Raw genomic sequence first — 12,359 nt, 5'->3', positions numbered from 1 at the left:
CATGAAAGGAATCGTTTTAGCCGGAGGTTCAGGTACCAGATTACACCCCCTTACTTTAGCAGTAAGTAAGCAGTTAATGCCGGTGTATGATAAGCCTATGATTTATTACCCGCTGTCTACGTTGATGTTGGCGGGTATCAGAGATATCCTGATCATCTCCACGCCACACGACCTGCCCAACTTTGAGCGGTTACTGGGTGACGGTAGCCAGATAGGCTGTAACTTCAGTTACCAGGTGCAGGAAGTGCCCAACGGCCTTGCCCAGGCATTCGTCTTAGGCGCCGATTTTGTGGGTAGAGACAAGGCTGCTTTGATCCTGGGAGATAACATCTTCTATGGTTCTGGCATGGGGCAATTGCTACAGTCTAACAGTGACCCAGACGGCGGGGTGGTGTATGCGTACCATGTGCAGGACCCAGAGCGTTACGGCGTAGTGGAGTTTGATGAGAACATGAAAGCCATCTCCATTGAAGAAAAACCCAAGCAGCCAAAATCGCACTATGCGGTACCAGGTCTTTACTTCTATGACAACCAAGTGATTGACATCGCTAAAAACCTGGCGCCAAGCCCACGCGGTGAGTATGAAATCACCGATGTAAACAAAGAATACCTGCGCCAAGGCAAGCTTAAAGTGGGCATCTTGGATAGAGGCACGGCCTGGCTGGACACGGGCACTATTCAATCGTTGATGCAGGCTGCTACGTTCGTACAAGTGATTGAAGACCGCCAAGGCCTGAAGATTGGTTCTATTGAAGAGGTGGCCTACCGGATGGGTTTTATCAATGCCGAGCAACTACAACGCATTGCCGAACCCTTACGCAAAAGCGGGTACGGTGATTATTTACTGGGCTTGCTGAAATAAGCATTCTTTAACATAAACAGAATAGCCGGGAGGCAGGAGCAGATCCTGTTTTCCGGCTATTTTTATGAAAACACCCCCAAAATGGAAACTAGCCCGGGAACAGGAGTCCAGCTGCCAGACCGGTGAGAATGAGTGCCGGGGCGGGTATCTTGGTCCATAGCAATAGAGAGAAGGTGAGCACCACCAGCCCGAAATTATAGGGTGTGTTCTCTATAGGGTGGTACAGCATGATAGCGGCCGCGCAGACCATACCGGAGCCTACCGCGTTGATTCCTTCTAGAGAGGCCTGGATAACCCGATACTTACGCAGCTCTTCCCAAAACCGGATTACAAAGAAGATAAGGAAAGTGCCCGGCAGGAAGATAGCGATGGTAGAAACCACGCCTCCCAGAATCTGGCCGCCCCAACCGTAGGGGCGCATGGCCAGGGTGCCAATATAAGAGCAGAAAGAGAAAACCGGACCAGGCAAGGCCTGCACCAAGGCAAAGCCGGACATGAACTCTTTGAAGTTAAGGTATTTCTTAAACTCCACAAACTCGGTGTACATCACGGGCACCAGTACCTGGCCGCCGCCAAAGATAAGGCTACCGTTCCGGTAGAAGTTCTCAAACAACAGAACCGCCCGTAACTGGGTGTACCTACCCAGCAAAGCCGCCGCAATCAAGACCCCCAGAAACAGCAGGAAATTCGCCCACTCAACTTTCATGGGTTTCTTCTCAAGCACCGGCTGTTTCTGGAACCGGAGGGCGGTGAGGCTTCCACCGGCCAGCAGCAGCAGTGGGAACACCCACGGCGACCGGAAGAAGAAAGCCAGAATAGCCGACACCACCATGATGACAATGCCGCCTTTGGTATAGACTACCTTAGAGCTGATCCGCCAGGCGGCGAAAGCCACAAAGCCCACTGCCATGGGTTGGATGAAGCGGGTAAAGCCCAGTGGGGCGCCCTTTCCTTCCAGGAAAGACATGATGAGCCCGGCGGCAATCATGATGATGGCGGCCGGCGCAATCCAGACCAGAAGTGTAAGATAGGCCAGGTTAGGTCCGCCCACCTTAAAGCCAATGGCAGTGATAGTTTGCGTGGAAGAAGGGCCGGGCAGAATCTGGCAAAGGGCGTTCAATTCCATCAGTTCCTTCTCACTGATGTAGTTCCGCTTCTCCACCATCAGGCGCAGCATCATGGCAATATGCGCCTGCGGCCCGCCAAACGCCGTTAGCGAGAGCGAGGCAACATCCTTCAGGAAAATAATGTTACGAGGGCGCAAATGTCTGAATTTGAGTTTCGTTTTTATGCCATTTTCTAAAAATAGGCATAAAAACGAAAGGAGCCGTAAAGGCTCCTTTCTAAATGATATAAATCATATTATTTTTTTAACCCCAGCTCTACCAGACGCTCATTGAGGAAGTCGCCGGCGGTAATGTCTGGGAACTGCTTGGGGTTTTGGGCATCAATGCAGCTTTCCAGGCAGGTAAGGTCCATTTCTGACCTTGGGTGCATGAAGAACGGAATAGAGAAGCGGGATGTGTTCATCAACTCGCGCGGCGGGTTCACTACGCGGTGGATGGTAGACTTCAATTTGTTGTTGGTGTGGCGGGAGAGCATGTCGCCCACGTTCACAATCACCTGCTCCGGCAGGGCGGTGATCGGGATCCACTTACCATCGCGGCGAAGCACCTGCAGGCCGTCGGCGGAGGCGCCCATCAGGAGGGTGATGAGGTTGATGTCACCGTGCTCGGCGGCGCGTACGGCATCGGCGGGTACGGCGTCTGGGTTCTCAATAGGGAAGTAGTGGATAGGGCGCAGAATGCTGTTGCCGTTGTGCACCTTGGCGTCAAAGTAATCCTCGGAAAGACCCAGGTAGATGGCCAGGGCTTTCAGCACCTGCTTGCCGGCAGACTCAAGGCGGCGGTAGGCTTCTAAAGCCACTTCCTGGAACTCAGGTACTTCTTCAGGCCAGATATTGTCTGGGTATTCTGCTTTGATGGGGTCATTGTCGGTTACTTCCTGGCCCACGTGGTAGAACTCCTTCAGGTCACCGGTATTACGGCCTTTGGCGTGCTCTTTTCCTTTGCCCACGTATCCGCGCTGGCCGGCCAGTTCAGGAACCTCGTATTTTTGTTTCACGTCATCTGGCAACGCGAAAAACTTCTTGATGGCGGCATACAGGCGCTCGGTTAGGTCATCGCTCAGGCCGTGGTTTTTCAGGGCCACAAACCCAATGTTCTGGTGGGCGTCACCCATTGCCTGCACGAAGGCAGCTTTGCGCTGCGGGTCACCAGACATGAAGTCGGCTAGGTCTAAAGAAGGGATTTCTTCTAATAATTTATCGTTCATAAACCTGAATTGACGTATTCTTAAAAAAGAGTTTAGAAATGAGACGCAAGTTACAAAATTTCTAACTTTGAAACATTCGCCTTACTATCCACAATACCTAATTACTATGAAAAAGAAACACTTGTCTTTTATGGCAATTGCGGCCCTTCTGGTTGCATCTGCCTGTGATGGAAACCGTTCCACCACTACCACCACAGAAACCAGCACCTCTACCGCCACCGAGCATGAGATGGACCATGACACGGCCGGGGTGCAGCACAACGGCACCATGGGCACGCCCATGGAAAAAGGAGGCCTCAAGGTCTACTCCTACAGCAACTCCGTTGATTTCCCAGATGCCAAGCTTACGCTGAACAAACCGGAGAACAACGCCAAGGTGACCGGTGACTCCGTGCGGTTTGAGTATGCCGTGGAGAACTTCCAGCTGAGCCAGCAGACGCCGGACGCCGCCAAGCATGAACACGCCAACTCCAAAGAAGGGCAGCACATCCATAACATTGTGGACAATGAGCCTTACACCGCGCACTACAAGCCTATGTTCAACAAGGCTATCAAGCCGAGCCAGCACGTGGTGCTGTCGTTCCTGTCACGGTCTTACCATGAGAGTATCAAGCACAAAGGTGCCTATGACCTTAGAATGATCAATGTGGGCAACGCCACCGCCAGCGCCAATAAGTTTGATGAGAACGGCCAGCATTTGTTCTACAGCCGCCCTAAAGGCGAGTACAAAGGCGCTGACGCCAAGAAAGTGATGCTGGACTTCTACCTGGTGAACACTACCCTGGCCAAAGACGGCAACAAGGTGCGGGCCACTATCAACGGGAATGAGTTTATCCTGGACCAATGGCTGCCGTACCTGGTGGAGGGCTTGCCTATGGGCGAAAACACCTTCAAGCTGGAACTGATAGACAGCCAGGGGAAAGTAGTACCAGGCCCCTACAACACCGTAGAACGCAAAATCACCCTCAAAGCTTCGTAAGCATAAGGGTTTTATAAAAAGAAAGCCATCCCGTGCGGGGTGGCTTTTTTTGTGTCCATGCCTTTACTAAGTTTTAAGTATTTGATTAGTATAGGTTTTCTAGAATATTTATGGAAAGTTATATAGGTATGCGTGGCTAAAATTTGTCTTAAAGGAGTTGTAATAAAAAGGGAGCACAGGCTACCAATAGAGGACAAAACCAATAGAACTCTGTTTTGGGCCTGTTTTAAGAAAAACGGCCTATATACGCTGCTTTCTTTTGTCCAGGGAAAGCAACCATTTCACCCCTTGCGGGATCTAATATAAAATAAGGGCTGATACCGCCAGTAAGTCTGCCTGCCTTGAAATTGAAGAGCCATGATACATCTCCGGGACGTTCATAAATACTATGCCGTGGCGCAAAAAAAGCTGCACGTATTAAAAGGCATAGACCTGCAGATTCAGGAAGGAGAAATGGTTTCCATCATGGGGGACACTGGCTCCGGCAAATCCACGCTGCTCAACATTCTGGGTATTTTAGATGACTATGATCAGGGTGAGTATACCCTAGCCGGTACGTCTATCAAACACCTGTCCCAAGCCCAGGCTGCTTATTTTAGAGAGAAGTTTCTGGGGTTTGTTTTCCAGAGCTTTGACCTGCTCAGCTTCCAGAACGTGCTTGAGAATGTGACTATGCCGCTGATCCACCAGCAGGTAGGCCACAAAGAGCTTGACAAACTGGCCCTGGAGTGCCTGGACCGCATGGGCCTGAAAGAGTATGCCCACCATACACCTGATGAATTGTCTGCGGGGCAGCGCCAACGGGTAGCCATTGCCCGTGCCCTTATCAGCAAACCAAAACTGATCCTGGCAGATGAACCCACGCGTGGCCTAGAGGCCCAAGCCGGCAGCGAGGTGATGGAGATTTTCAAGGAAGTAAACCGCCAAGGCATGACCGTGGTGATGGTGACCCAGGAAACTCATATCGCGGAGCAAACCAACCGCGTGATCCGGCTCAAAGACGGCCGCATTCTGGACGATGGCCTGGGAAACGTGGCTGAAGATTTCCTGACACCCGTTACCTTTACTAAAGCCTGATTCTCTTGGTTAGTATTTTCGTTCAAGCCGATGACTCTGCCAAAGGGAGGTTGCTCTGGGCCAGCCGTTGCTGAAAAGATTAAATCCAGCCCTTCTGCATAGCGCATAAAGAAGAAACCAGAACGCGGCAACTCCAGAGCGGGTTGCCGCGTTCTGGTTTTACAGCCCTTACTAAGGAAACAGCCAGTCAGGATACCCGTTTAAGACCATTGTCCGCTTGTTATACCTTTGCCAGACCCACCTATGAAAAACCAGCCTACCCACGTTGAGCTCCATTTTGACCCCAAGAAAAGTTTCACCACCACGGGCAAGCACGTGCGGGACGGTCTGTCTACCGTTTTGCGGACCGGCGACTACCTCTGGCTGAGCTGTGATGAGCAGATCTCACTGGAGAGACTCAGGAAAGTGGGGGACAATACCTTCGCGGAACACACCCGTTTTGACCTGAGCCAGTTTCTTGATTTACCGGACGGCAAAAAGTCTGAGATTGACATTGAGGGCATGGGCGAGTCTGGGGGCTATCTATGGCTGGTGGGGTCACATGGCCTTAAGCGCAAGAAACCCCGCAAGGAAGACTCCCTCCAGAAGCAGATCAAACGCCTCACCAAGGTCACCTCAGACGCCAACCGGTACCTGCTGGCCCGCATTCCGTTAGTGCAGGACGCCGCCACCGGCGAGTACACACTCTGCAAGGAATGCACCAACTCTGAAGACGCCTCCAAAACCCTGAGGGCCGGCCAGCTGATGGGCTCAGAAAAAAGCAACCAGCTAATGGACGCCATTGCCAAAGACCCGCACCTGGAAGATTTCCTGCGCATACCGGGCAAAGACAATGGCTTTGACATTGAAGGCCTGGCTATGCATGAAGACCGCATTTTTGTGGGCCTGCGCGGGCCGGTATTGCGGGGCTGGGCCATTATTCTGGAGCTTCAGGTAGAGAATGGTGAGGAGGAAGGAACCCTGCAACTGAAGGCTGGCGCCGATGGGGCACTCTACAAAAAGCATTTCCTGCACATGAACGGGAAAGGGATCAGGGAACTCAGAATCAAAGGCAAGGACCTCTACATTCTGGCGGGCCCCACCATGGACCTGGACGGCATCATTGCGGTCTACCGCTGGCCCAACGCCATGTACCAAACCCTAGAAGAGGAGCAGATGGTGCACCGCAAAGACCTGGAGCGCCTGTTTGACGTGCCCCACGGCAGCGGCGACACCTCCGGCAAAGACAAAGCCGAAGGCCTGGCCATCTATGATGAAGGCCACCTGCTGGTAGTCTTTGACAGCCCCACCGATGACCGTAAACCCAAAGACGATGTAGTGGTGGCAGATGTCTACCCCATGGAAAAATAGTCTAATCTTAAAAGCAAATCGGGCGAAGCCCTTATAATGATTCAAGATGAAACGGCCGTGCTCCCCTTTAAGGAGCACGGCCGTTTTGATAAGTTTAATCTGAAATCCAAGACCAAAAGTTTGCGTCCTGGAATTTGCCGGTTCTTTCTTCCTGGATCGGCAATGGATGCCTCTCTTTCGGCGTTGTACCAAAGCTTTTCCCTATATTCCGTTTTGGGGCCGTTTTCAAGAAACCAGGCTTAAAACGGAACTTGTGGGGGCAAAGTGGTAAATTGGCCGTATCTCATGAAACACGTCTTCTTCCTGTGGGGCTTCTGCCTGCTTCTTTCTTTTTCAGCGTTTAGCCAGACCAAAGGCACCGTAACCGACAAAGCCACGGGCAGGCCGGTGGCGTTCGCCAATATCTGGGTAGAGAATGAGAACCTGGGCACTACTTCTAATGAGCAGGGCGAATTCAAGTTGGGGCAAACGAGTCTGGAAGGAAAGACGCTCGTGATCAGTTGCCTGGGCTATGAAAGAACCCGCGTGCCGGTGACCGGGCCAACCCTGCCGGTCGTGCTGGTGCCTTCGGCGGTAGCCTTGTCTGAGGTGACCGTGAGAAAAAGCGCCAAACGCACCAAGCGGGTCTTAAACGCCATAGACAACAATACCCAATACAGCTTTGGCAGTAACGGCACCCCCTGGATTGTGGCCCAGCACATCCCTTACATCGCCAGCTTTGCCGCCACGCCGTTCCTGGATGAGGTGGCGCTGGTGACCATGAACAACCTCAAGAAAGCCGCTTTTAGAATTCACCTGCTGCGGGTAGGCGAAAAAGGCGAACCCACCACCCCTCTGCTGCAAACACCGCTGCTGGTGCAGGCTCCCCAGGGCATAAAAACGGTGAGGCTAGACCTGAGCCAGTATGACCTTCAGATGCCTGCGCAGGGACTGTTCATTGCCTTTGAATGGCTTATCATAAAGCAGAACCGCTATGAGCCCACAGACCCCGAGACCGGTGAAAGGCTGGGCCCCGCCCGAATCTCCTATGAACCCAGCATCAGGACCTACGCTCCCAACAGCACCGGACACAGCAGCTGGATTTACCACCAAGGCCAATGGGTAAGCACCAGCCAGCGCGAAGGCGACGCCATTTCTTTTGCCACGCCCCATTTCCAACTGACCTTAAGCAACTAATTCAAGACTGCTATTTTAGGGCCGTTTTCAGGAAAACAGTCCTAAAACAGGAAGGCCCGCATCAACTGAATGAGGCGGGCCTTCCTGTTTTATAACCTTCTGTGAGTATTATCTAACTGAGCTGGCAGAAGTAGTGTCCGTGGTTTTTGAACCGTTTTTAGACTTCGCCATGGCGTCATATACCACCTGCATTACTTTGGTGCGGGTGTTAAGTTTGCTCAAGGTAGAGCTCTCACGGGTAGGGTGCACACGGTTAGAGAGGAACACGTAAACCAGTTGGTTCACGGGATCTACCCAGCTGTAGATGCCGGTGAAGCCAGTGTGCCCGAAGCTCTCCGCCGGGGCGCTCTCCGGGGCATTCCCGTTCACGGTGCCTGGTTTAGATGGACGGTCAAAGCCGAGGGCGCGGTAGTTGTCTGGGCAGAACTGGCATTTGCTGAACGTGCTCACCACATTAGGAGCAATGTAGCGCTTGCCGGCATAGATACCGTTGTTGAGGTATAGCTGCATCACCTTGGCCAAGTCATTGGCGGTGCCAAACAAGCCAGCGTGGCCACTTACCCCGCCCAGCATGGCAGCGCCTTCATCATGCACGGTGCCGTGCAGCAGTTGCTTCCGGAACAGCGTGTCTACCTCTGTAGGCACAATGCGGGACAGCGGGTAGTACTTGTAGGGGTTGAACGTAAGGGTAGTGGCGCCCAGCGGCTCATAGATGTTCTTCTTCAGGTAGGTCTCAAAGTCCTGGCCGGTAATATTCTTTACTACCAGCGGCGCCAGAATGAAGGACAGGTCACTGTACACGTATCCTGGCTTTTCGTTCAACGGAGATTCCTTGATCTGCTCATAGATTTCCTCAGCGTAGTCTTTGTGCATATACAGGTTCTGCGCCACTTTGTAAGGGTACTTAGCGGAAGAATCGGTCTCGAAGGTTTTGTGCTTGAACTTGCCGTTGTCCTTCACGGTCTCTTTCCAGAACGGAATCCAGGATTTCAGGCGGGCCTGGTGGGTAAGAATGTCGCGGTACTTGAGGTTTTCTTTGTTGGAGCCCTTCATCATAGGCAGATAATCGCCCAGCGTCTTGTCCACATCAAACCTGCCTTCGCCGTTCAACTTCATGTAAGCCGCCAGCGAGGTAGTGATTTTGGTCACGGAGGCCAGGTCATACAAGTCAGTGTTCTGCACCGGCACCTTGTTGTCATAGGTATGTGCCCCGAAAGACTTGTAGTAAATCACCTTGCCGTTTTTAGCGACCAGCACCTGGGCACCCGGGGTGGCCTTGGCCTTGATAGCCTGGTTTACCAAAGTGTCAATCTGCGCCAGGTCCTGAGATTTCAAACCTACCGCTTCGGGCACGGTGTAGGCCAAACGCAAACCGCCATCGGTCTTAAGGCCGTCATTGATCCTGAAATAGTTGGACACGTTTACCGGCAGTTTGCCTTTGGCGCCAATCCCGCCAAAAATGAGTTGGGCGGCGGCATCCTGGGTCAGTTCGTTTTCCTGGTACGTGGCAATCACGCCGGCTGCTTTCTCAATGTCCTCAAAGCGGTTCATGCTGTACACGTTGCCAAACACGCTCACAATGGTAGGCTTGGAACGGATAAGGTCTTTCAGGAACAGGTTCATCTCGGCGGTGATGCCAAACGTGTTGTTTCCCGAGGCCTTCAACTGCAGTTTGTGCACGCCCACTAGAATGGTGTTGTAACCTTTGAGTTGCTCTTTGAGGGCCTGCAGCTCGGCAATGGAGCTGGTTGGCGCCAGGAAGAAGTTGTCTACCTTGGTGTACTTGGCCAGGTTACGCTGGAAATCGGTCTCTACGCTGGTTCCCAGAGCTAAGGCGGCAATCTTGAGCGTGTCCAGGGTTTTGATAGGTAAGACATTGTTCTTGTTGCGCAACAGCGTCAAAGAAGCCTCGGTCAACTGACGGTTAATGTAGTCGGCGGTAGGGTTGTTGAGGTCTTTGATCAGGTTCTTGGTTTCAATGGGCTGCCACTTGTCCAGGCCGGCCCACTGCTTAGCGGCCAGCACTTTCTTGCAGCGCTCATCAATCTCGGCTTGTGTGATCTCCTTATTGGCGATGGCTTTCTTTACCTCCTCAATGGTGGTTTTCACGTCCATGGTGTTCAAAAGCACGTCATTGCCGGCCAGCAGCGCTTTCACGTCTACAATGCCGGGGGCGTAGAACTTAGCCACACCCTGCATGTTCAAGGCATCGGTAAACACCAGGCCTCTGAACTTCATTTCATCCTTTAACAGGTCCTGTACAATGTTCTTGGAAAGGGTAGAGGCCAGGTCTTTGGTATTGTCCAGCACGGGAATGTTCATGTGGGCGACCATCAAACTACCCAGGCCGTTTTTCATCAGTTCCCGGAACGGATACAGTTCCGTGGAGTCCAGGCGAAGTTTGGAGAAGTGGATGACCGGCAGCCCGTAGTGGGAGTCTACGTTGGTGTCGCCGTGGCCGGGGAAGTGCTTGGCGTTGGCCAGGATCTTGTTGTCCTGCATGCCCTTCACATAGGCCAGGGCCTTGCGGGTCACGTTCAGTTTGTCTTCGCCAAAAGAGCGGAAACCGATTACCGGGTTGCTGGCGTTGTTGTTCACGTCTACCACTGGCGCGAAGTTCACGTGAATGCCCAGGCGCTGGCACTGGCGAGCAATCTCGGCGCCCATGTCATAAATCAGTTTCTCGTTCTCTATACCGCCCAGGGCCATTTGGTACGGGAACCGCGTGGTGCTGTCCAGGCGCATGGCCAGGCCCCACTCGCCGTCAATAGAAATCATAAGGGGCACCTTGCTTTCGCGCTGGTACCGGTTAGTCATGTGCGCCTGACGTACCGGTCCCCCCTGGAAAAATATCAAGCCGCCAATCTTGTAAGTGGTGATTAACCGACTAATAGAGTCTACGTGTGCCTGGTTTTTGTTGGAGTACACCGGAATCATGATGAGCTGGGCAATGCGCTCCTCAGGCGTGAGCGACATAAACACCGAATCTACCCATTTCTGGTTAGCGCCATAGAAAGGCGGATCGGTTTTGGCGTTGAACGCTGGCACCACCGGTTTCTTGGCTACCGGCTTCTTAGCCGAGGTTTTTCTGGAAGACGCTTTTTTAGCGGCTACCGTCTTTTTAGGGGAAGATTTGCCTGATTTAGAGCCACGGGTCTGGCCATGCAGGGCAACGGCTCCTACAAAAAAGAGCAAAATAACGAAGAGGGAGAGAAGACGATGTTTTTTCAAGGCAAAGGCAAATAAAACGGGTACGGAGTAGGGTAAACGCCTGCAAATTACAGTAATTATATCAAAAACAGGGCCAGAGAGGGGCAAAGTTCCAAATCAGGCCACAGCACTGTTTAATAGCTTTATAGTACCAGCGGTGGCATCAATCTCGGCCTCGGCCCCTACGGGCACCGTGAACTTGTGCGTAATGTGCCCAATCATGGCGCCCGAGTAGACCGGTATTTTAAGGGGTTGTAGGTGTTGCTCCAGCACTTCCTCCAGGGTAAGGGAGCCGTAACTGCCTTTGCCCGGCTCACAGTCTGAGCACTTGCCAAACACCACACCTTTCACCTGGTCCAGTACACCTGCCAGCTTTAGTTGGGTAAGCATGCGGTCTATGCGGTACACGGCCTCATTGGTGTCTTCTAAGAACAGGATGGCGTCTTTCCAGTGGGGTAAATAGTCTGAGCCAACAATGGCGGTGAGTACGGTCAGGTTACCGCCTATCAGTTTGCCGCGGGCCGTGCCGGGCGTGATGGTGGTGATGCGGTCTTTGGTGACGGTAAGGTTATCGCCTATCTCTTTGGGGTTCTCAAACAAAGTGGGCGCACCGTCAAAAAGGACCTGCCTGAAAGAGTCCACGGAAAACTTGTTCCAGGTGGCGGAGCCTACCGGGCCATGGAACGTCACCAGCCCGGTCTTGGCATTGATGGCCAGCAGCAGCGCCGTGATGTCTGAGTAGCCAATCAGTGGCTTAGGGTTTTTCTGGATGGTCTTGTAGTCCAGCAGAGGTAGCAATCGGGCGCAGCCCCAACCCCCGTGAATAGCCAGAATGCCTTGCACGCTTTTATCCGCGAACATCGTGTTCACGTCCTCGGCCCGGGCCTGGTCGGTGCCGGCCAGATACCCGAAGCGGTCATACACGTGTTTCCCCAGTTTCACTTTGAGGCCCAGCGCCTCCAGAGATTCAATGGTAATCTGCACCGTCTCCTTGCTGAACGCAGCCCCAGCTGGACAGATTAGCCCTACGGTATCACCAGCCTTTAGGCGGGGCGGCAGAATAGTTTTGGGTGCTTTTTCTGCCAAGGCAGTGGAGGGCGTGAAACCCAGCAAGGGAAGAGCTGCGGCGGCCACAGAAAGCGAGGCCAGCACCTCACGGCGGGAACGAAGTGTCATTTGTCTGGGGATTAAAAGATACGTTAGGCTTTGGGTCCGTTAAAATAAAGAGATTGAAGTAGTTTCGCGCGTTTTTCTGCCGTTTTCGTGAAAACAGGCTCAAAACGTTTTCGCAGCCCGCGGCATCATCCTGACAACATGCGGTTTGGTTACCCTAAATGACTGGCTAAACTTTAAGAGAAACAGTGATTTTCT

At 52.7% G+C, this 12,359-nt stretch carries 9 protein-coding genes; 5 read left to right on the top strand and 4 right to left on the bottom strand.

Translation table 11 applies throughout. The annotated features are described in order from the left end of the window. Nucleotide 1 precedes the first annotated feature (1 nt). A complete protein-coding gene (gene rfbA, locus TH63_RS16855; protein ID WP_048921977.1) occupies nucleotides 2-862 on the top strand; it encodes a glucose-1-phosphate thymidylyltransferase RfbA in 861 nt (286 codons plus the stop codon). Nucleotides 863-950: 88 nt separating this feature from the next. On the opposite strand, the gene chrA is transcribed toward rfbA, so the two are convergent. Both chrA and TH63_RS16845 read right to left on the bottom strand, forming a co-directional pair. Beyond that, complete coding sequence (gene chrA / locus TH63_RS16850) at nucleotides 951-2,126, bottom strand: chromate efflux transporter (protein ID WP_053093841.1); 1,176 nt, start codon at nucleotides 2,124-2,126, stop codon at nucleotides 951-953. Nucleotides 2,127-2,224: 98 nt separating this feature from the next. Further along, nucleotides 2,225-3,196, bottom strand: a complete 972-nt coding sequence (locus tag TH63_RS16845) for an isopenicillin N synthase family dioxygenase (protein WP_048921975.1) — start codon at nucleotides 3,194-3,196, stop codon at nucleotides 2,225-2,227. Between the two features lie 106 nt (nucleotides 3,197-3,302). Between TH63_RS16845 and TH63_RS16840 the strand changes: the two genes are divergently transcribed. The 4 genes from TH63_RS16840 (at nucleotide 3,303) to TH63_RS16825 (ending at nucleotide 7,778) form a co-directional block, all read left to right on the top strand. Then, nucleotides 3,303-4,175, top strand: a complete 873-nt coding sequence (locus TH63_RS16840; protein WP_048921974.1) for a hypothetical protein — start codon at nucleotides 3,303-3,305, stop codon at nucleotides 4,173-4,175. Between the two features lie 357 nt (nucleotides 4,176-4,532). Beyond that, nucleotides 4,533-5,252, top strand: coding sequence for an ABC transporter ATP-binding protein (locus TH63_RS16835; protein ID WP_048921973.1), 720 nt, complete (start codon nucleotides 4,533-4,535; stop codon nucleotides 5,250-5,252). Nucleotides 5,253-5,495: 243 nt separating this feature from the next. Then, nucleotides 5,496-6,602, top strand: a complete 1,107-nt coding sequence (locus tag TH63_RS16830) for a DUF3616 domain-containing protein (protein ID WP_048921972.1) — start codon at nucleotides 5,496-5,498, stop codon at nucleotides 6,600-6,602. A gap of 285 nt (nucleotides 6,603-6,887) precedes the next feature. Next, nucleotides 6,888-7,778: a carboxypeptidase-like regulatory domain-containing protein gene (locus tag TH63_RS16825; protein ID WP_048921971.1), complete on the top strand. Its 891-nt coding sequence runs from the start codon at nucleotides 6,888-6,890 to the stop codon at nucleotides 7,776-7,778. A 108-nt stretch (nucleotides 7,779-7,886) separates the two neighbouring features. Here TH63_RS16825 and TH63_RS16820 read toward each other — a convergent pair whose 3' ends face one another. Further along, the gene (locus tag TH63_RS16820) at nucleotides 7,887-11,009 is read right to left on the bottom strand and encodes a glycoside hydrolase family 3 N-terminal domain-containing protein (protein WP_048921970.1); all 3,123 of its coding nucleotides are present in this window, start codon (nucleotides 11,007-11,009) and stop codon (nucleotides 7,887-7,889) included. Nucleotides 11,010-11,105: 96 nt separating this feature from the next. Then, nucleotides 11,106-12,164 (bottom strand): S66 peptidase family protein, encoded by a 1,059-nt coding sequence (locus TH63_RS16815; protein ID WP_048921969.1) that lies wholly within the window; start codon nucleotides 12,162-12,164, stop codon nucleotides 11,106-11,108. Nucleotides 12,165-12,359: the final 195 nt, after the last annotated feature.

Origin of the sequence: Rufibacter radiotolerans (assembly GCF_001078055.1) — a bacterium.
Classification (GTDB): domain Bacteria; phylum Bacteroidota; class Bacteroidia; order Cytophagales; family Hymenobacteraceae; genus Nibribacter; species Nibribacter radiotolerans.
This window is presented reverse-complemented; position numbering and strand designations above follow the sequence as displayed.